Annotated in this window: 18 protein-coding genes; 14 read left to right on the top strand and 4 right to left on the bottom strand. The window is 52.1% G+C overall.

Translation table 11 applies throughout. The annotated features are described in order from the left end of the window. Window positions 1-13 precede the first annotated feature (13 nt). Window positions 14-1303, top strand: a complete 1290-nt coding sequence (locus GJJ30_RS06940) for a hypothetical protein (protein WP_170299146.1) — start codon at window positions 14-16, stop codon at window positions 1301-1303. 110 nt (window positions 1304-1413) lie between these two features. Here GJJ30_RS06940 and GJJ30_RS06935 read toward each other — a convergent pair whose 3' ends face one another. Further along, a complete protein-coding gene (locus GJJ30_RS06935) occupies window positions 1414-2127 on the bottom strand; it encodes a siderophore-interacting protein (RefSeq protein ID WP_154174408.1) in 714 nt (237 codons plus the stop codon). A 194-nt stretch (window positions 2128-2321) separates the two neighbouring features. On the opposite strand from GJJ30_RS06935, the gene GJJ30_RS06930 reads away from it, so the two are divergent. Next, window positions 2322-3302 carry a helix-turn-helix transcriptional regulator gene (locus tag GJJ30_RS06930; protein WP_170299145.1) on the top strand — a complete coding sequence of 327 codons (981 nt, stop codon included), beginning with the start codon at window positions 2322-2324 and terminating at the stop codon, window positions 3300-3302. A 22-nt stretch (window positions 3303-3324) separates the two neighbouring features. Here the strand turns inward: GJJ30_RS06930 and GJJ30_RS06925 are convergent, their stop codons facing one another. After that, window positions 3325-5322, bottom strand: a complete 1998-nt coding sequence (locus GJJ30_RS06925) for an FAD-dependent oxidoreductase (RefSeq protein WP_154174406.1) — start codon at window positions 5320-5322, stop codon at window positions 3325-3327. 304 nt (window positions 5323-5626) lie between these two features. Between GJJ30_RS06925 and GJJ30_RS06920 the strand changes: the two genes are divergently transcribed. Then, window positions 5627-6205, top strand: a complete 579-nt coding sequence (locus tag GJJ30_RS06920) for a hypothetical protein (protein ID WP_154174405.1) — start codon at window positions 5627-5629, stop codon at window positions 6203-6205. Between the two features lie 84 nt (window positions 6206-6289). Here the strand turns inward: GJJ30_RS06920 and GJJ30_RS06915 are convergent, their stop codons facing one another. After that, complete coding sequence (locus tag GJJ30_RS06915) at window positions 6290-7855, bottom strand: FG-GAP repeat domain-containing protein (RefSeq protein WP_154174404.1); 1566 nt, start codon at window positions 7853-7855, stop codon at window positions 6290-6292. A gap of 137 nt (window positions 7856-7992) precedes the next feature. Here GJJ30_RS06915 and GJJ30_RS06910 point away from each other — a divergent pair, with 137 nt between their 5' ends. Beyond that, complete coding sequence (locus GJJ30_RS06910; RefSeq protein WP_154174403.1) at window positions 7993-9471, top strand: gluconokinase; 1479 nt, start codon at window positions 7993-7995, stop codon at window positions 9469-9471. 144 nt (window positions 9472-9615) lie between these two features. On the opposite strand, the gene GJJ30_RS06905 is transcribed toward GJJ30_RS06910, so the two are convergent. Further along, complete coding sequence (locus GJJ30_RS06905) at window positions 9616-10170, bottom strand: RNA polymerase sigma factor (protein ID WP_154174402.1); 555 nt, start codon at window positions 10168-10170, stop codon at window positions 9616-9618. Between the two features lie 497 nt (window positions 10171-10667). Here GJJ30_RS06905 and GJJ30_RS06900 point away from each other — a divergent pair, with 497 nt between their 5' ends. From GJJ30_RS06900 to GJJ30_RS06855, 10 genes are all read left to right on the top strand, one after another. Next, window positions 10668-11381: a LytR/AlgR family response regulator transcription factor gene (locus tag GJJ30_RS06900; RefSeq protein WP_154174401.1), complete on the top strand. Its 714-nt coding sequence runs from the start codon at window positions 10668-10670 to the stop codon at window positions 11379-11381. Between the two features lie 154 nt (window positions 11382-11535). Then, window positions 11536-12420 carry a trypsin-like peptidase domain-containing protein gene (locus tag GJJ30_RS06895; RefSeq protein WP_154174400.1) on the top strand — a complete coding sequence of 295 codons (885 nt, stop codon included), beginning with the start codon at window positions 11536-11538 and terminating at the stop codon, window positions 12418-12420. After that, entirely contained in the window at window positions 12410-13525 is a 1116-nt protein-coding gene (locus GJJ30_RS06890) for a M20 family metallo-hydrolase (RefSeq protein ID WP_154174399.1), read from the top strand. The genes GJJ30_RS06895 and GJJ30_RS06890 overlap by 11 nt, the downstream gene beginning before the upstream one ends. A 3-nt stretch (window positions 13526-13528) precedes the next feature. Beyond that, a complete protein-coding gene (locus GJJ30_RS06885; protein WP_154174398.1) occupies window positions 13529-14506 on the top strand; it encodes a type I phosphomannose isomerase catalytic subunit in 978 nt (325 codons plus the stop codon). An 84-nt stretch (window positions 14507-14590) separates the two neighbouring features. Continuing rightward, a complete protein-coding gene (locus GJJ30_RS06880) occupies window positions 14591-15034 on the top strand; it encodes a DMT family transporter (RefSeq protein ID WP_154174397.1) in 444 nt (147 codons plus the stop codon). 45 nt (window positions 15035-15079) lie between these two features. Continuing rightward, the gene (locus GJJ30_RS06875) at window positions 15080-15658 is read left to right on the top strand and encodes a PD-(D/E)XK nuclease family protein (RefSeq protein WP_154174396.1); all 579 of its coding nucleotides are present in this window, start codon (window positions 15080-15082) and stop codon (window positions 15656-15658) included. A gap of 53 nt (window positions 15659-15711) precedes the next feature. Further along, on the top strand, window positions 15712-16350 hold the full coding sequence (locus GJJ30_RS06870) for a 3-keto-disaccharide hydrolase (RefSeq protein WP_154174395.1): 639 nt from the start codon (window positions 15712-15714) through the stop codon (window positions 16348-16350). 63 nt (window positions 16351-16413) lie between these two features. Further along, window positions 16414-17649, top strand: coding sequence for an MFS transporter (locus GJJ30_RS06865; protein ID WP_154174394.1), 1236 nt, complete (start codon window positions 16414-16416; stop codon window positions 17647-17649). Window positions 17650-17734: 85 nt separating this feature from the next. Continuing rightward, a complete protein-coding gene (gene argH, locus GJJ30_RS06860; protein WP_438821594.1) occupies window positions 17735-19105 on the top strand; it encodes an argininosuccinate lyase in 1371 nt (456 codons plus the stop codon). A 48-nt stretch (window positions 19106-19153) separates the two neighbouring features. Beyond that, the gene (locus GJJ30_RS06855; protein ID WP_154174393.1) at window positions 19154-19765 is read left to right on the top strand and encodes a Uma2 family endonuclease; all 612 of its coding nucleotides are present in this window, start codon (window positions 19154-19156) and stop codon (window positions 19763-19765) included. Window positions 19766-19779 lie beyond the last annotated feature (14 nt).

Here is a 19779-nt window from a genome sequence, read left to right as displayed (position 1 = left end):
GTGCGTGACAACCATGAAACTTACACAATATATCATAGCCGGTCTCGCCGTGATCAGTTCGCTGCTGGCCTGCGACCCCAAACCGGAGGTTACGCCCGAAAAACCGGGTTTGCCGGAACAGGAAACCGGTACGGGAACAACGACCGAAATTGGCCAGCCGCTGGGTAGTCTGGTTAGCAAAACCATCGGCCCCGAAGGCGGCACCATCACCACGGCCGACGGGAAAGTGCAGCTCGTTTTGCCCGCCGGAGCGCTCAGCAAAGCCACGAACATCACGATTCAGCCCATTACCAATACGGCGCCCAACGGCATCGGACCCGCTTTCCGGTTTTCGCCCGACGGTTTGCAGTTCGCCAAACCGGCCACGCTGACCTTTGCCTATACCGATGAGATGGTCACGGCGAACGACGTCGATATGCTTAAAGTGGCGTTTCAGGGCGAGAACAAGGTCTGGCAAAATGTAGCGGGCGTCAGCGTAGACACCCAAACGAAGCGAATCAGCGCGCCAATGGCTCATTTCAGTGACTGGAGCGCCTACGAAATTGCCTACCTGGAAAGCTTCGTCGTCTATTCCGGCGGGCGAACGCAGACCGAATTTGTTCAATACGGAGAAACGATCAGCCTGGGAATTTACGAAGACCTGATTATTGATGACGCCGTTCAGAAGGTGGCCGACGAAAAATTCGGCGACATTAAAGACGTCAAATGGTCGCTGGCTGGGGCGGGTGAAATCAAAAAATCGCAATCCGCCAAGGGCATTTTCTACGTCGCTCCAAAAACCGGTAAAGACCGCATCCGGGTGACGATCAGTGCCGAAATCACATTCCGGAAAAGTCCGAAGAAACTCATTCTCGTTCATCCGATTTACGTTGGAAATAATTACGTGGAAGTCAACTTTGACGGCAATCCGACCCGCGTCTACAGCCGGGTGAACCTCGTTTCGTCGAATAATCAGGTCTGGTACATCGAAGCCGGAGATCGCGAAGACGATTACCTGAGCCTGGCGGTTTTCGGGAATGCAGCCGGAAAATTCCCCTTCGGCAACGCGCTGAAAACCGAGTCGGGCATCAGTTCCGGTTACTACAATCAGGGAAATTACGCGTACCGAACCCACTTTGCCTGCGTGGCCGATCTTGACCGGGGCATTCAGATTATGGACGGCTCGGTGGTGGTTGACGAATATGTGAAGGGCAAAATAGCCCGGGGGACTTTTTCCGGTACGCTCATGAAAGACGATCCGGAACAGGATTGTCCCAGCCACAAGGTTTCCATCAGCGGCAAATTTTTCCTGACGCCGGAATAACGAAACGGGGCAGCGGAAAACCGGGGCAACCCAACGGAATCTGATTTATTGTTCGTGTAGTGTTTATAGCCGAAAAAGCGCACAGCCCTTGCCGTGCGCTTTTTTTGAAATTACAGTCCCCTTTTGCCATCGGCCCAGTACGGACGCGTGATGATTTGCCGGGACGAAACGCCCTGCTCTTTCAAATACCGGCGGACTTGCTGAATGGTCTGGGCGTGCCCCGACACATAAAAAAACGACTGGCGCAGGTTATCGATCTTAATATCAAGCCATTCCAGCAGGGCTTCCCCCGGTTTTTTCGTTCGCTGGGCCGCATCCAGCCGCAGACCGGCCATGCGCGGGAGTTCCCCCAGACAGGCATCGACCTCAATAACGCCGTTCATTTTCTGGTGCGGGGCCAGCCCGCGCTGTAGTTCCAGAAACAGTCCGATCGTGGTTTCGTCACCCAGAAATACGTAGTTCTGGTGGGAAGTGTCCAGCTCGATTTTCCGGCCCGGACCGATCATCTTCACCCGGTTTCCCGGTTGCAGGCTGTCGGCCCAATCACTGCCGGGGCCGAGGCCATGGAGGTAAATCAAAACCGCACAGATTCCTTCGGCGGAGTCGAAAAACGACGGTGTGTAATGCCGGAAGTCAGTGTCGCTGACCCGGATTTCGATCTCCCAGCCCGGCCGGTATTTCAATCCCTTCAGATTATCACCGGCAAAAACGATTTTCTTGAATTTAGGATGGATATAGTCAATTTCCTGAACTTCAACGGAATGAATCAGGCTTTTGAAAACGGATTCCATCGCATCCGCTACCATTTTGGGTATTTTTGGCATAAAAACGAAGATTTAAGCAGTGACCCGTTCGGTTCAATTGTCGGAGCACTGGGGCTCATACCGACCTGGGAGACGACACATATTTAGAACTATTATAAATAAAGTATATCTTCACACAAATATCCGCCCTGATTGACCGAACGCGTCAACGATAGGCGGAGGACAATCAACGGTAAACGGATTTTTTTATGCAGATGCGGCTGACTGATGACGACGTGCAGGAAGTGCTTTTGGAATTGCATTTACCCCCCGAATTTGCGGCCGAAAATGGCATCGGCGAGAGTCATGTTCAGCTGGATCACCGGCTTGGTAATTTCAGCCGAACGCAAATCTGGTTTGATGGCATTCATTTATCGTACGGAATGGTTGCGCTGAATCAGCCGGTGCGGATCAGGGTGGAAATGGATACGCCGGTTCTGGAAATGCATTTTAGTCTTCACGGGAGTTTCCGATCCCAACTGACGGGTTCTTCGGTGGGCGGTCATACCTACAACCACCAACAGCACAACCTGATTTATACGCCCGGTTTTGAAGGACGGTTCGAGATCGACTCTACTGAAAATCAACTATTTGAAGTTAATTTCTCCGAATCGTATGTTAATCGTTTCATTGCCGGTAACGAGAAATTAATGCGGGGAATGGCCGAACAGATGGCCCGGCGGGAAATCGCGCTGCTGAGTCGGCATAACCGGCCAATTACGCCCGCGATGAACGCTCTGATTCGGGACATCATGGACTGCCGGAAAACCGGGCTGATGAAGCGGCTTTTTCTGGAAGCCAAAGTGCTGGAATTGTTCATGCTCCAACTCGAGCAGTTCAATACCGACGTTCCCACGGAGCGGGATACCTGCCTGAAAACGGGCGATCACGAACGGCTGGAAGCCGCCAAAGCCCTGCTGGAAGGCGATTTGCAGGCCCCCGGTTCCCTCCTTTCGATTGCCCACCAAGTAGGTCTGAACGATTACAAACTCAAACGCGGTTTCAAGGAAGTGTACGGTACCACGCTGTTTGGTTACTGGCACGACCTGCGCATGGCGGAAGCCCGGCGGTTGCTGTGCGAGGGCAAAAAAGCCGTGGGTGAAGTCGCTGATGCCATTGGCTACCAGAATCCGCACCATTTCACGGCGGCTTTCAAGAAAAAATACGGCGTGCTGCCCAGCCAGTTGAATCGGTAGAAACTGGCGTTAGGCAAAACGGTTAAAATGCAGGAACGAACAAAACCGCATCGGCTACGACCGGCCCGTCGGTTTGCCTGACCGCGATCTCGACGGAAGCGGTTTTGCCTTTGGGCAAATCGTATTCACCCAGCGCAACCCATTCGCCCGACGTTTGCCCAACGACCACAATATCAGCGGGTTTAATCGGAATTACTTTTTTTGCAGTTCCGTTTGAAACCGTAATGCCCAGTTCGGAAGCGCTTTTGGCTAGACGCGGAAAATACGTGTAAATCCGGTATTTCCCGGCTTTGGCAACGTCGGGCGTAAACCGCACCGACGCGGCTTCTCCGCCCTGGCCTTCATTGACCAGATACGACGGCCCGTAACCGCCTTTGCTTTTGTCCTCCAGCCGCCACGAACCGGTGGTAGTCACCCGCAATTTGTCGTCGTTATCGACCAGAATTTCGGGCGTACTGCCGTCGCCCAGCGGATTGGTTTTGAGTTCGCGCTGGAGTCTGGTCACGTCTATTTTTTGCACACTGGTTTTGGCATCAATCGCCATCACGGCCGCCAGGGCGGTCGATTGGCCCAGCACCATAAAAACCGGTTCCATCCGAATCGAACCGTAAGCGATGTGGGTAGCCGACAGGCAAACCGGCACCAGCAGGTTCTGACATTCGGTTTCTTTGGGAATCAGGGCGCGGTACGAAATCGGATATGGCCCAAAACCGCCGACCTCCACATTGCCTTCGTTTTTCGCCATTTTCTTTCCGTCTTTTTCAATCACAATCCGCTGAATATTATGCGAATCCATCGTGTAAGCCGCCATCCCGACGCCGTCTGTCACCACTTCCCTGCCCTGGCAATTGGCCTGCGTCATTACATACGCCCCAACCATCCGGCGCGCTTCCCGAATGTAGAGTTGCGGTGACCAGTTGCCGGTATCCGTGTACTCGTCTTTGGGGTAACCCCACTTCAGCATTTGGTCGCGAAGCTCCTGCGGCACCCGTGCGTCGTGACCGAAGAAATAGAGTAAGCCCTTGGTATAGAGCTCGTGCTGGCGAATGATCTGCGCCCGCTTGTCGTAGCTTCCATCGGGATATTCGTAATTCATGCCGATCATATCGGTCGAAAAACCGTTCCGGTTGTTAATGTCGGTTTTTTTGTTGGGCATGCCGCTCCAGATGAAATAGTCGTTGAGCGTGCGTTTCTGCGGTTGCGCATTGATCAGCCGGACGAGCAGTTCGTAGTTGGTGGAATCGTAACCCGCCGGGCGCGTAATCGGCACCTGATTGGCCGGGTCGGACGACAGACAAATGCGGTAATTATACGCCTGTACTTTGGTATCACCCGTTCCGTTGGGTTCCAGTTTTGCCGGGCTGACGCCCCAGAGCAAGCCAGATTCGGGGTTCCCGGGCGTTTTATACGGATCGATGCCGTCAGGAAGTTGGTGGCCGGTCATCAATTGCACTCCGCTGATGGTTTCGTTGTATTTCGAATTATCCTCCCGCCCAACCGTGTAGGACACACCGGCTTTTGCCATCAGATCGCCTTCGTACGAACAATCAATGAACATCTTCGCCCGGACCGTGCGTTTGGACGACGGTTTTTCGGCATCTTCCAGCCCGATTTCCTGAATCGTGCCGCCGGTTTTCTTCACGCTGACCAGCCGGTGCGAAAACAGTACGTCGACCTTGCCGCGCCGGACGTACTCCCTGAACAACTTTTCAGCAACGTGCGGCTCAAAAATCCACTGTTCAAACTTGCCGTAATGCTGCCCAATTCGCCGGTAATAAGCGCGGGAAATGCCCGTAATCGCGTATTTATTGCCAATGTCGGTCAGGCCCAGGCCGCCGGAAGTCATGCCGCCCAGGTGTTTGCCGGGTTCGATCAGAAGGACGGTTTTACCCGCTTTCCGGGCCGTATAAGCCGCAATAACCCCACCGGATGTTCCGCCGTAGACGCAGACATCAACCTGTTGCTGGGCAATGGCGGAAGTGAAAAGAACGAGGTTGAGTGTGAGAAGGAGATATCGCATGTGTCTGTAAATTTCTGTTTCGCAGAGTTGAGCGGAGCAAAAGGAGTTAAGCAGAGAAAAAATAACTTCGCTTAACTCCTTTTGCTCCGCTCAACTCTGCGAAACAGCTCCTATTTTTTCAAAGCTGTTTAAACAAAGAAACAAACGCCCCAAAGTTACTTACTGCCGCTCAACAGCTCAGTTCCGGTTTTCAGCAATTCAGGTACCGGTTTTGCCTTTTGGTACGAACGGCTTTAGGCTGTCGCCGTGCCCTTGCCTTGCTTTGCATCCGTTCTGAACATCAGAATAACAACAACAAAAACGATTGAACAAGATGAGAATGGTTTTTATGGCGCTGCTGGGGCTGGCGCTGCTTTCGGCGGCCTGCAAAAAAGGGGGAACGGAAAACGTCGATCTCACGGAAAATTCATCGGGCGACGGGTCCGCTCCCAATCCGAAGCCCGGAGCTACCATCCCGGCCGAATTAGTCGGGAAGTGGTCCTACGGTATTTTTTCGCCAACAAATTTCTGGGATTATACCGGCAAATACACCGGCAATGCTTATGAACAGGCGCTGGTCTTCGAATTTCACGCCAACGGCACCTACGAAGAATACGTGATTAATTCGACCACCAGCTACAATTGCCGGACGGAAGCCTACACGTTTTTCAAAGGAACCGTGAAGGTAAACGAAGCCAACCATTCGTTTGTGATTACGCCCACCAGCGGAAATTACCGCGGTTTCTATTCCTGTGCGCCCAAGAGTAACATCAACCGCGATGCCCGCAAGGATGAACTCAAGCAGGAAACCATGAACTACCAGGTGGAAAGTGGAAAAACCGCTGTCAAATTATCGGACGCGGAAAATCCGCAGGGCGTACGACTCAAGGCAATTTCGTGGTAAGCAGATAACGAACCGGTTTTCGGAAGGGATTTCACGCGCGTGAAATCCCTTTTTAGTTGGTGATTAGTCGCGAAGAAGGCCGACTCAGGGCTTAGCGGTTTTCGTCCGGTTTTCCAGCAAAATGATGCCCGCTTTCGACTTTCGCCAGCGCTCGATCAGTTCCTTCGGCGTGGGCGTTACCCGGAATACGAACGAACCCAGCAGAATATCCTCGTCCCCGTCCTGATCCACATCGGCGGCATCCATGGTCAGCCAGGCCCCCAGATCTGCTTCCGGAAATGATTTAGGGCGGAACCGATTGTTGCCGCGGTTTTCCAGATACACAAAATTCTCGGCCCGTTTGCTGGAAAAATCCGGATAGAAGGCAATGCCCGCTACGTCCAGATCGCCGTCGCCGTCGAAGTCGCGGGCCAGCGCTTTCGTTGCGCCGTGCATGGGATAAAACCACTGCTGCCGGAACCTGAAATTACCGTCATTCCGGAAAAGCCGGATGCCGTGGTACTTCTTCAGGGAGTTGGAGTAATCGGCATTGTCGCCGTTGGTGTAGAGCAGATCCATATCGCCATCTTTGTCAAAATCAACGACATCCAGGTAGCTGGAGCCGAAAACCGGTGGAAACCGCAGGACGGTTTTTTTCCAGAAACGCCCCCCGGCTTCGTTGTTGAAAATGGCCACCTGCTCGTCGCTTTGCGACAATAAGACCACAATGTCGACCCGGCCATCGCCGTTCATATCGGTCACCACGGTATGAATGGCCCCCGGCACGGGTTCCAGAATGTGTTCGATGTAGGTTGAGCCCGCGTTTTCAAACCAGGTCAACTGCCCGGCGTAAAACCCAAACTGACACACCAGAATATCCTCTTTTCCGTCGCCATTCAGGTCGGCATACGTCGCTTCGACCGGACGCTGCAGCCGTTTCAGCAAGGCGGAGCGTTCAATCTTTTTCGTCGCCGGATTCCGGTCAATATGCAGCAGTTCGCCGTTTGCCAGATCGTTCGGATCCATCGTCCCCATCGTCAGCACGTCAAGGCTGCCGTCTTTTCGGGTTCGCAGACTCGAAGGCGCACTGAAGGTCACCACCGAATCCACTTTTTGCAGTTCGTTGTTCAGAAAAAACAACTGACCGCGCCGGCTGCCTGCCGCAATTCGCCGACTCACCGGCTCGTACTTCAGGAAAGTCACCAGATTATCGACCGCCTGGGCCGGTTTACGGACGCGAAAAAGCGGTAAATCGTACGAAACCGGCGGCTTGGGCGCTTGAGGCAACGGTTTATCCGGAGCATTTTTGAGGTAATAATCCGAGATTTTTTCCCAGTCATCGGGATGCAGCATCGGCGTATTCAAAAAAGTGCCGGAGGCCAAAACCCGCTGAATTTCGTCCGGATTGCTCATTTGCCGGAAAGGCGAGAGCGAATCGGCCGAAAAGCCCATTCGCAGCGCCATTTGCGGCAAAACCTTCTGTTTCCAGATGCGTTTTTCCAACAAATCCGGTGCAGGAAAAGCGTGGCACGTTTTGCAATAGGTTTGGGCAAGTTCCTGACCGCTCAGGCCGGACGGTTCCGTTGGGGTTGCGGACTTCTGCTGGCAGGCCAGTAAAAAGCCGACAAAAAAGAAAAAAACGACCGCTGAAATTGATCTATTAAAAGACATATTATAATAAAAGGCACAACAAATTTATCACAAAACCGCCTGTTTTTCAAAAATCGAGGTCAGTCCGTTCGAGCTTTTACAGACGCAATATCACTTTTTCCTCTTTCTTTGCACGGCACTAGCTGTACCTTATTCCCATGAATTGCATTCTCGGCGTCGATATCGGCACAACCAACGTTAAAGTTCTCGCCTTTCAACCGGAAACCGGGCAGATTGTCGCTCAGGCGTCGGCTCCCTTGACAACCCTTCATCCCCAACCGGGATACGCCGAACAGGCCCCGGACGATGTCTGGATGCATTTAGTCAATGTCCTGGAAGAGGTTTGCCGGGAAGTTGCTCAGGAAAACGGGCAGATTGAGGCCGTTGGCATCAGCTCGGCCATGCACAGCATTCTGGCGGTCGACACGACCGGGAAACCGCTCACCAACGCCATTTTGTGGTCGGATAACCGGGCCGAACAACAGGCGGCATCGCTGCGAAGCGACCAGGCCGATCTGGGCAAGGACATTTACCAAAAAACCGGTACGCCCCTGCACCCGATGATTCCGCTCTGCAAACTCGCCTGGTTTCGGGAAACGAACCTGCGGTTTCTGCGCCGGGCCACCGGCTGGATTTCGATCAAAGAATACATCTGGCACAAGCTGACCGGAAAGTATCAGATCGATTATTCGATTGCCACCGCCACCGGTCTTTTCGACAGTTCGGGAAAGAAATGGTATGCGCCCGCGCTCGAATTTGCCGGTGTACGGATCGAACAATTGTCGGAACCGGTTCCAACTACGTACGCCGGAACGTTAAGCAATCCGGATTTACCCGATGCAATCACCAACGGGCTGGCGAATGCCAAACTCTACATTGGCGCGTCGGATGGTTGTCTGGCCAATCTGGGCGCCGGAGCCATCGAAGCGGGCATTACAACGATCACGATCGGAACGAGCGGGGCCATTCGCCGAACATCGCAACGGCCTCTGCGGGACGAAAAAGGTCGTTTATTCAGCTACATTCTGAACGTAAGTGATCCGACCGATAAAAATTATTACGTCGTGGGCGGACCCACCAACAACGGCGCCAACGTCCTGCAGTGGGTGTCGGAAAAACTAACGCAATCCGAAACTTCCGCCGTGCTCGCCGAAGCCGCTACCGTCGCTCCCGGTTCCGACGATCTGCTGTTTTTGCCGTATTTGCAGGGCGAGCGGGCGCCCCTCTGGGATGCCAGCGTTCGCGGGTCGTACCTGAACGTTGACTGGCAACACGGCCGGGCGCATTTTGTCCGGGCCGCCCTGGAAGGCGTCCTGTTCAATTTACTCCGCATCGAACGCATTTTATCGCGGCATACCGGCCCGACGAAGGTTATTCACGCCAACGGCGGTTTTGCCCAATCCGAGTTTTGGGTGCAGATGATGGCCGACATTTTTGGTGTTCCGGTCCGGCTCAACGAGAGCAACGAAAGCGGAGCGATCGGTGCCATTCTATTAGCTATGAAAGCGGCTGGGCAGGTTTCGTCGCTGGTTGAAGCAACGCGCCACGTTGGTTTTGGCCGGACCTTCGAACCCGATGCCGAGTGCCACCGGCGTTACCGGCAGGTGTATGAGCGGTTTGAAAAAGCACTGCCCTAACCGGCAATTCCGGCACTATAAATGGCACAGAGGGCTCCTACCCCCGGTTTTCGACCCGGTCAGGAACCCTCCGTAAAAATTTATGAAGATATTTGGTTAATTTTTGGTAAAAATAACGAGACTGATGAGTAATAATACAGTAAATCAGTCCGCCATAAACTGCTTTTTGTAGGTGTCAACGACCTGATCGCGCGTCCGTTTTAAACGCATTTTCACCGCGCTGTTATTGATGTTATACTGCCGCGCAATATCCGTTACATCAATGTTTTCCACGTACTTGAGTTGAAGCAAAGCCGCCCGATCCGGCGAAATAGTTTCCATTACCATCGCCAGTTGGTTCAGCATCACATGCCCGGTATCGCTGCCATCCTGATCGGGCAGGTTGTCGATATCCACCTCATCCATCGCAATGACATCCATCCGGTTGGCGACCCGAATTTTCTGACGGCAATAGTTCTGCGAAATGGAAAATAGCCAGGTCGAAAAAGCGGATCGCCCCTGAAACTGGTCAATTTTGATAAAAACCTGTAGAAAAATGTCATGCGTGTAGTCTTCCGCCTTAATTGGGTCGCGCGTAAACGTCAGGCAACTGCCGTACACTTTATGCACGTAGCGCTTGTATAAAGCCTCCAAACAATCCCCGCGACGAGAGTTTAGGTAAGAGCCGATCAATTCTTCATCTTTTAGTACACGTTTCATCAGGCAGAGAAGGTTTAACTAATGTGATTTCTGGTTAAGTCGATCTGGTAGAACAGGCTAATCCTGGCCGGACAACGGTCATGCTATACGCTGGATGCTTTTAGCGGATTTGCCAGACCGGAATAAACTGCGATGTTACCAGTTTTACATGATTGTTAAATACAATTTTCCCGCCAGATAGCGTGTTGATATATGATAATCATATCAATGATTAGAATAACGGTATAAACTGGATTAAACAGAGTATAAATACCTGCTTTTTCACTCATTAACTAATAAGAAGAGGGGCCGAATAAATTAAGTGGCCTGAAAATCAATAATTATATTCCGAACCAGACTCAGCAGTGCATGAATGTTCCACAAACACGTTTAAGAGTAAAATAAGCTACGATAACTAGCATGTTCTTTGAGCAAACAACATGTTTATTTATATTTACCATCGTATCAGTTCTGAGTAACATTTTTCTCTCTGTCGGATTCACCTTTACTACGTCCTTATGAAATATCGTCAATGTCTGATTGTAGACGATTCCGATGCTGCCGTATCCATTCTGGTGGAGTACCTTTCCCGGCTGCCGTTCTTTATGCCTCCCCAAATTTGTGGCACCGCCGGAGAGGCCATGACCGCCTTGCAGCAGCAGCATTTCGACCTTATCTTTCTGGATATTAACCTCCCCGACCAAACCGGACTCGATCTGTTACGTTCCTTTCCCAAACCGCTGGCAGTTATCGTCACCAGTGCGCACTCGGAATACGCGGTTGAAAGTTTCGATCTCAACGTGGTGGATTACTTGCTCAAACCGTACTCTTTCAGTCGGTTAACCCGGGCGATTAACCGGGCCCTGGACATTCAGGTTGCCCAAAACAGTCTGACCGCGGAACAGTTCGCTTTTCTGAAGGTGGGCCATTCCATGCAACGGTTCGATTTCGACGCCATTGATTATATACAGGCCTTTGGTACGTATTGCAAAGTATTTATCAACCAGAAAGTCGTTGTGGTCAACGAAATCATTTCACACCTTGAAAACCTGTTACCCGCCCAGAAATTCCTCCGAATTCATAAGTCTTACCTGATTAATTTATCAAAAATCAATAGTTACAATTATCGGAATATATTTGTTGGCTCAACAAAAATTCCGCTCGGTGCCTCTTATCGGGAAAAATTTGAAGGTTTTCTGACGTTACTGGACAAAAAATCGGAACTGTTATAAACGCCACCGATCGACCCGGCGTGCGTCGGCGTTCATGCCATGCGATTCCGGTAAAAACACGCAATTGTTGGGCTGCTGAGGTCCGGAATTCGCATCGCCCGTCCGATCAATCATTGGATTTGTTATCTTGCGTGCTTGTTTTACCACCGAGATTATGTTTGTTGAAGCCATTGAGCGGGTCGACCCTTTTGTGCGTCCTATAGTATCGATTGTCCGGCGGTATGGTAGCAGCGAAGTTATTCCGGCCTGTTCAACCATGTTTTTCGTGAACGAACTGGCTTGCGCCATCACCTGCAAACACGTTGCCGAACAATTGATCAATTCTGACAACATCCACCAAAACTATGTCAAGTTTCAGGGGGAACGCCGTTCGATACCTCGTGATAAAAACCAGACCCGGCGATTGGAAGAGCTGGAAAAAAAGTACAATCTGCGTCAGGAAAGTATCATTCGGGTTAAAAACCAGTTTGTCAATTCGGTCGATCAGTTCACGGAAATAACGTACCATTTTCACGCCACGCAGGATCTGGCCGTGATTCAGTTCAAGGGATATAACCAGGTTAAGTACAACTCGTATGCGGTTTTTCTGCGCGACAGCAGCAAAATTAAGCAGGGCCGTAGTTTATGCCGGTTAGGGTATCCGTTCCCGGAATTCACCAATTACCGCTTTAACCCCGAAACCGACGACATCGAGTGGACCACCGAAGGACGCAGCAACACGCCCCGCTTTCCCATCGATGGCATCGTGACGCGCCTGCGGGCCGAGAACGGCGAAATTGTTGGCGTTGAGATGAGTACGCCCGGTTTGCGGGGACAAAGTGGCGGACCGCTTTTCGATACCAACGGCGTCATTTACGGCATGCAAAGCTCAACCCGCCATCTGCACCTCGGTTTCGACATCGAAGACCACAACGTAATTGTCAACGGCCGCCAGACCCGCGTATCGAACTACCCCTTTCTGAACGTTGGGCAGTGTGTTCACGTTGACATTATCAAGAAGTTCCTGCGAGATTTGAGAATAAAATATTATGAAGAATAACGTCCCCAGGTCGGGAGGTGCCAAGTCGAAACAACTGACGGCGTACTCCCTGGAAACCCAAACCGAGTCGGCCATCGACCTGCTGAAGCGGCTGATCGCAACGCCTTCGCTCAGCCGGGAAGAAGACCGTACCGCCCAGATCATCGAGCAGTTTTTCCGCCAGCGGAGCATTCCCTATAAACGGACGAAAAATAACGTCTGGACCCACAACCGGTTTTTTGACCCCGCCAAACCGACTCTGCTCCTCAACTCGCACCACGATACCGTCAAGCCCAATGCGTCGTGGACGCTCGATCCCTTTCAGCCCATCGAGCGTGAAGGAAAGCTCTACGGTTTGGGCAGCAATGACGCCGGAGGCTGTCTGGTGTCGCTGATCGGCACGTTTTGCCATTTTTACGACAAAAAAGACCTAGCGTATAACATCGTCATGGCGGCTACGGCCGAAGAAGAAATATCCGGGCGCGAAGGGCTGGAACTGATCCTGCCGGAACTGCCGCCCATCGACTTTGCCATCGTGGGCGAACCCACCCAAATGCACCTCGCCGTAGCTGAGAAAGGGCTGCTGGTACTCGACTGTACGGCCAAAGGCAAATCCGGTCATGCCGCCCGCGACGAAGGGGATAACGCGATTTACTACGCCATCAAAGACATTGAATGGCTGACAAGCAATCCGTTCCCGAAAGTGTCGCCGACGCTCGGGCCGGTCAAACTGTCGGTCACCATCATCAACGCCGGTTCGCAGCACAACGTCGTGCCCGACACCTGCACCTTTACGGTCGATGTACGGGCAACGGAGCAGTATACGCTGGAAGAAATCATCGAAACGATTCGGAAAAACATCCGCTCGACGGTGCAGCCGCGCTCGATTCGGCTGAAACCGTCCAGCATTCCGCTCGACCATCCGATTGTGCTGGCCGGAATTGCCCTGAAACGCGAAACGTACGGTTCGCCGACGACTTCCGATCAGGCACTGCTGGATTGCCCGTCATTGAAATGCGGCCCCGGCCACTCCGAACGATCGCACACCGCCGATGAATTTATTTATTTGCGGGAAATTGAGCAGGGAATTGAGTTATATATTCGAATGTTGGAACAAATCCTGTAAACCATGCTTTATCCACTTACGTTTGAAACCATTTTCAAAGATAAAATCTGGGGCGGTCAGAAAATAAAAACCGTACTGGGCAAAGACTTTGCACCCCTGCCCAACTGCGGAGAAACGTGGGAGATTTCGGGCGTTGCGGGCAATATTTCGGTTGTAGCCGAAGGCCCGTTGAAAGGCCAATCCTTGCAGGAACTGCTGGAAAAATACAAAGAAGAGCTGGTCGGCAAACACGTTTACGAGCGGTTTGGCAACGAATTTCCGCTCCTGGTGAAATTCATCGACGCCAACGACGACCTCTCGATCCAGGTGCATCCGAACGACGAGCTGGCGAAAAAGCGACACAATAGTTTCGGCAAAACCGAAATGTGGTACATCATCGAAGCCGATGAAGGTGCCACGCTGAACTCCGGCTTCAATCGGGAAGTAACGAAAAACGAGTACGTAAAAGCCGTTGCCGATAATACTTTAATGGAGTTGCTGAACATCGAACCGGTCAGCGCTGGAGACGTGTTCTTTTTGCCCGCCGGACGGGTTCACTACATTGGCAAAGGCATTTTGCTGGCCGAAATCCAGCAAACGTCCGACATTACGTACCGGATTTACGACTTTGACCGCACCGACGACAAAGGACAGAAACGCGAACTTCATACCGAACTGGCCGTCGACGCCATCAATTACCAGCATTACGATCACTACAAAACGCAGTACGATCCGCAGCCGAATGCGAGCGTCAACGCCGTCACGAGTGATTATTTTGTCACTAACGTCCTGAATTTCGATCAGGAAGTGCTGCACGATTACAGCCACCTGGACTCGTTTGTCATCCTGGTTTGCGTAGGCGGTTCACTCACGATCGAAACCGGTGACGGCCACCGGATTCCGCTGAAAATGGGCCAGTGTGCGTTACTCCCGGCCACAGCCAAACAAGTCACGCTCCTCCCCGACGGCGACATGACGGTCCTGGAATCTTATGTGCCTTAAAAATTATGAATGATGGATTATGAATGATGGATTACTTGCGCCAGCCCGTTCATAATTCATCGTTCATCATTCATCATTTCATTTATGAATATTCTTTACTTCATTTTTGCCTTTCTGGTTGGAATTGCGACGAGCGTACAATCGGGCGTTAACTCCCAATTGCGGCAGGCGCTGGCCCATCCCATTCAGGCGGCACTCATCTCATTCGGCTCCGGTTTTGTGGTCCTGACAGTGATGAGTCTGGCCCTCCGAGCGCCCGTTCCCACCTACGACGCCGTGCGCGATATCAGCTGGTGGAAATGGACCGGCGGTTTGCTGGGAGCGATTTACGTCACGACGGTGATCATTACCGTACCGCGCATCGGGGCGGGTAACCTCCTCAGCCTGAGCGTCGCGGGTCAGTTGCTGGCGGCTGTTATTCTTGATCATTACGGTTTGCTCGGTTTTAAGGAACACGGCCTGACCATCTGGCGACTGATGGGCGTTCTGCTGATCATTCTGGGTGTGGTGCTGGTGGTGAAGAATTAGCCGCCCGTGAACAATTCCGGTGGCAAACCGTGTTCCCTGGTTACCATGATCAAATACCGCTTTTATCCGACCCTGCTGAACACTTTTTCCCGCTACTTGTCCGGGGGCAACTTCACGATGCAACAATTGCTCGATACCATCAACCGGGTTCCGGCACCGGCCACGGTGGCGCAGGAACGCGGGGTGCGGTTTGAAGATGCCGTTATCAAAGGGGAGGAAGAGGAGCGGTTTAGCCCGGACATTCTCGAAAAATTCCGCCGTCACCTGCCCCGGCCCATCGTTGAAACCCAGGTGTACTGCCAATACGAGATCGACGACGTGCTGTTCTATGGCTACGTCGATCTGATCGGGAAATTCAAAGCCGTCGATATCAAAACCACCGCTTCGTACCAACACCCCCGGTTTGCGTTTAACCACCAGAACCTATACCTCCACGCGCTGAAAAAACGCGGTATCCGGTTGATGGAATATTTAATCACGGATTTTAAGGAGGTGTACGTCGAGAGCTATTCACTGACGCATCCCATTGAAAAACAGCTCGAAGAGATCAGGCTTTTCAAGCAGTTTCTGGAAGAACACCGCGCATTAATCTCCGATCCGAAGATTTTTGTGAATCCGGAGTGAGTAAAAAAGTTGTTTCGCAGAGTTTAGCGGAGAAACAATCCTTTTTAAAACTCATGAAAAAACTCCTCGTCGCGCTCTCGATTACGCTCGTTTTCTGCTCCTTTCAGAAAGAAAAATGGGTCAGGCTCTTCAACGGGAAAGACTTCACCGGCTGGACGATTCGCGGGGAGCAGGTCAAAAACGACTACCGCGTCGAGAACGGCGAAGTGGTCGGCATTTCAAAACCCGGATCTCAGAATACCTTCCTCTGTACCGATAAAAACTACGACGATTTCATTCTGGAACTGGAAGTAAAAGTCGACACGGGGATGAATTCCGGGATTCAGTTCCGGAGTGAAAGTCGCCCGGATTTCAAAAACGGCCGCGTTCACGGGTATCAGGCCGAGATCGACCCGGCGGCCCGCGCCTGGAGTGGCGGTTTATACGACGAAGCCCGGCGCGGCTGGCTGGTCGATCTGAAAAACAATCCGACGGGGCAAAAAGCCTTCAAAAAGTTTGACTGGAACAAATACCGGATCGAAGCGTTGGGTAAAAAAGTCAAAATCTTCCTGAACGGCGTCCAGACCACCGACTACACCGACACGCTGGCCACGAGCGGTTTTATTGCCCTCCAGGTACACGGCACCAAAGTGCAGCGGCCGATGGAGGTGCGCTGGCGCAACATCCGCCTGCAGGAGCTGGCGAAGAAATAATTATCGCGGCCGGATACGCAATCCTTCTTTTTTATTCCCCGCCAACCCTTGACCTTTGCGGTCATGATTGGCCGTAGTCTACGTTTGTATCGGGATGCGTACCGGGGATTACCCGTGCCGGTGTGGTTGCTGGGCGGAGTCATGCTCATCAACCGCTCCGGCACGATGGTGTTGCCGTATCTGACGCTCTACCTGACGCAGCATCTGCATTACAGCGTCACGGAAGCCGGTCTGGTGATGACAGTTTACGGCGCGGGGGCGCTGTTCGGTACGTTCCTCGGTGGCCGTCTTTCCGATCAGTTCGGTTTCTATCCGGTTCAGTTTTTTAGCCTGCTGATTTCTGGTTTCTTCCTGATTTTCTTACAGTTCGCGCACCATTTCTACACCATGTGCGGGGTGGTGTTCGTCTACACGCTGCTGGGCGACGCGTTTCGTCCGGCGGTTTCGTCGGCCATCGCGTATTACAGCGTTCCCGAAAACCGCACCCGGGCTTATTCGCTCAATCGACTGGCGATCAACCTCGGCTGGTCGCTCGGGGGCGGTTTGGGCGGCTACCTGGCGAGCATCGACTACCGGCTTTTGTTCTGGGTCGATGGCCTGACTTGCATCCTGGCTGCGGGCGTTTTGCGGGCCTATTTACCGGTTCCTGACCGATCCGTGGCGGCCACTCCCGAAACCGGGCTGCCCACCGAAGGAAGCTCGTCGGCGTACCGGGATTCGTTGTTCCTGATTTTTGTGGGCGCTACGGTTTTGTTTGCCATTGGATTCTGGCAATTATTCAGCATGGCTCCGCTGTATTTCAAACAGATTTTGCACCTGAAAGAAACCGAAATCGGGTTGCTGATGACCATGAACGGCCTGATGATTGTGTTTACCGAAATGGCGCTGGTGTTTGCCGTCGAAAAACGATATGCCCGCCAAAAAGGGACCATTATTGGCTTTGGTGCCCTGCTCGTTGGCTTGTCATACCTGCTGCTGAATGCCGGAATCTGGCCGTTTCTGGCGGTTATCTCGGTGTTTATCAACACTTTCGGCGAGATGCTGTCGATGCCTTTTATGCAGTCGTTCACGGTGGAACGGGCTACTGCACAAAACCGGGGGCAATATTTGGCCTTGTATTCAATGGCCTACGCCGTTGCCCAGATTACGGCCCCGGCCATTGGCTCGCAGGTGGTGGCCTGGGCCGGTTTTCCGATGCTTTGGGTAGTGGTCATGGGTCTTTGTCTGGTTTCGGCCAGCCTGTTCTGGTGGATCGCCCGGCAGGTAAAGAAAACCGCCCTGGTCGGCAGCGTTTTGTGAAGCCCGCTTCCATAACGCGCCTGTTTTTAAAAAATCTACTAAAAACCGCTTAATTTTGCGGCTTTCCACTTATTTCCTTCTGATCTTGAAACTCTGGCAAAAAGAAAATACCGGCAGCGAATCCTCGGCGGCCGAGTCCACGGCGGCCGCTAAAATTGAACGGTTTACGGTTGGGCGTGACCGCGAAATGGATTTATACCTCGCTCCTTTCGACGTTTTGGGCAACCTCGCCCACGCAACGATGCTCGAAACCATCGGCCTCATTTCGAATGATGAATTAGGAATGTTGAAGGATGAATTAAAACGTATTTATCAGCAAATTGAAGCGGGCGATTTTGTGATTGAGGAGGGCGTGGAAGACGTTCATTCGCAGGTAGAGTTGATGCTCACCCGAAAGCTGGGCGATATTGGCAAGAAAATTCACAGCGGGCGGTCGCGGAACGATCAGGTGCTGGTTGATCTGAAACTGTTTACCCGCGACCGGCTCTGGAAAGTAACCGAAGCCGTTCGGCGGGTTTTTGACCGGCTGATTGCCCGTTCGGAACAGCACAAAGCCGATTTATTGCCGGGCTATACGCACCTGCAAATCGCCATGCCGTCGTCGTTCGGGTTGTGGTTTGGCGCGTATGCCGAAGCCCTGGCCGACGATATGCTGCTGCTCCAGACTGCCTACCGGTTTGCCAATCGCAATCCGCTCGGTTCGGGCGCAGGTTATGGCTCATCGTTTCCGCTCAACCGGACGCTGACCACCGAATTGCTGGGTTTTGAAGGCATGCATGTCAATGTAGTGTACGCGCAGATGAGTCGCGGGAAAACCGAACAAACCGCCCTGACGGCATTGGCGGCCGTGGCCGCCACACTCTCGCGGATGGCGATGGACATCTGCCTGTATAATAGCCAGAATTTCGGTTTTCTGACGCTACCCGACGCTCTGACGACCGGTTCGAGCATCATGCCGCACAAGAAAAACCCCGATGTGGCCGAACTGCTCCGGGCCAAAACCAACCGCCTGAAAGCCCTGCCGATGGAGGTGACGCTGGTCATGAGCAACCTGCCGTCGGGCTACCACCGCGATATGCAGATTTTGAAGGAAATTCTGATGCCCGCTTTTGACGAAATCCTGGACTGCCTGGAAATCACGGATTTTATGCTGGAAAATATTCAGGTGAAGCCCAACCTGATGGACGATCCGAAATACGACCTGATGTTCAGCGTCGAGCGCGTCAACGAACTGGTGTTGCAGGGCGTTCCGTTCCGGGAAGCCTATCTGGTGGTGAAAACTGAAGTGGAAACCGGAACCTATCAAGCTTCCCGCGAATTACACCACACCCACGAAGGCAGCATCGGGAATCTGGGTAACGATCAGATTGTGAAGCATATGGATTTAAATATGCAGGGATTTGGTGCGGAGAGTGTAGAGATTGCCATTAAGCAGCTCTTGTCTGCAACGCATTAATTTCTTTGAAAAAATGCTTACATTGTTTATCAATTCTGCTTAACGATTATGGTAGTAACTGAAGAAACCGTACAACCAAAACCGGAAACACCACAGGTGCCTTCGTATTTGATTTACGAAGTCCTGAATGGTCAACCGGTTTATTATCGGGGCTACCGCGATGTACTCGCGGGTAAAATTGATCGAAATGCTATTATGGGAAGTAGTTCGCTTCAATCGTTTTTGGTATCGTTCATTTATGGTTTTATCCTCAACAATCGGGATAAAGAACGATATGTTCCTTTCACTAATGAAGCGGGTCTTCACATTGGAAATAACGATAATCTGGCAGCCGACATTGCTATTTACGAGAAAGGCACGTTTCAACTAACGACCCAATATTTCAACACTCCTCCCAAAGTCGTCATCGAAGTGGACATTAAAGCCGACGTAAGCGAACGGCCCGGCGCTGAAATGGAATACATCGCCGAGAAAACGCAGCGGTTATTTGATTTTGGCGTTGAAAAAGTGTTTTGGGTATTGAGCAAACCGCGCCGGGTGTTTGTCGCCGTTCCCAATCAGGACTGGATTTTTACTGACTGGAGCAACGATGTTCCAATTCTGGAAGGCTGTGTTCTGAATGTCAAAAAATTATTGGAAGAAGAAGGAATTCTGTATTAAACCAGCGTAAACTG

The sequence above is a fragment of the Larkinella terrae genome, from assembly GCF_009668025.1.
Classification (GTDB): domain Bacteria; phylum Bacteroidota; class Bacteroidia; order Cytophagales; family Spirosomataceae; genus Larkinella; species Larkinella terrae.
The sequence above is the reverse complement of the archived record's forward strand: the minus strand, read 5'-3'. Positions and strand labels throughout refer to the sequence as shown.

Bases quoted from the DNA above. Each gene is read 5' to 3' on its own strand.
- GJJ30_RS06940 (WP_170299146.1), top strand. From the start codon at position 14: ATGAAACTTACACAATATATCATAGCCGGTCTCGCCGTGATCAGTTCG.
- GJJ30_RS06935 (WP_154174408.1), bottom strand. From the start codon at position 2,127: ATGCCAAAAATACCCAAAATGGTAGCGGATGCGATGGAATCCGTTTTC.
- GJJ30_RS06930 (WP_170299145.1), top strand. From the start codon at position 2,322: ATGCGGCTGACTGATGACGACGTGCAGGAAGTGCTTTTGGAATTGCAT.
- GJJ30_RS06925 (WP_154174406.1), bottom strand. From the start codon at position 5,322: ATGCGATATCTCCTTCTCACACTCAACCTCGTTCTTTTCACTTCCGCC.
- GJJ30_RS06915 (WP_154174404.1), bottom strand. From the start codon at position 7,855: ATGTCTTTTAATAGATCAATTTCAGCGGTCGTTTTTTTCTTTTTTGTC.
- GJJ30_RS06910 (WP_154174403.1), top strand. From the start codon at position 7,993: ATGAATTGCATTCTCGGCGTCGATATCGGCACAACCAACGTTAAAGTT.
- GJJ30_RS06905 (WP_154174402.1), bottom strand. From the start codon at position 10,170: ATGAAACGTGTACTAAAAGATGAAGAATTGATCGGCTCTTACCTAAAC.
- GJJ30_RS06900 (WP_154174401.1), top strand. From the start codon at position 10,668: ATGAAATATCGTCAATGTCTGATTGTAGACGATTCCGATGCTGCCGTA.
- GJJ30_RS06895 (WP_154174400.1), top strand. From the start codon at position 11,536: ATGTTTGTTGAAGCCATTGAGCGGGTCGACCCTTTTGTGCGTCCTATA.
- GJJ30_RS06890 (WP_154174399.1), top strand. From the start codon at position 12,410: ATGAAGAATAACGTCCCCAGGTCGGGAGGTGCCAAGTCGAAACAACTG.
- GJJ30_RS06885 (WP_154174398.1), top strand. From the start codon at position 13,529: ATGCTTTATCCACTTACGTTTGAAACCATTTTCAAAGATAAAATCTGG.
- GJJ30_RS06880 (WP_154174397.1), top strand. From the start codon at position 14,591: ATGAATATTCTTTACTTCATTTTTGCCTTTCTGGTTGGAATTGCGACG.
- GJJ30_RS06875 (WP_154174396.1), top strand. From the start codon at position 15,080: ATGATCAAATACCGCTTTTATCCGACCCTGCTGAACACTTTTTCCCGC.
- GJJ30_RS06870 (WP_154174395.1), top strand. From the start codon at position 15,712: ATGAAAAAACTCCTCGTCGCGCTCTCGATTACGCTCGTTTTCTGCTCC.
- GJJ30_RS06865 (WP_154174394.1), top strand. From the start codon at position 16,414: ATGATTGGCCGTAGTCTACGTTTGTATCGGGATGCGTACCGGGGATTA.
- GJJ30_RS06855 (WP_154174393.1), top strand. From the start codon at position 19,154: ATGGTAGTAACTGAAGAAACCGTACAACCAAAACCGGAAACACCACAG.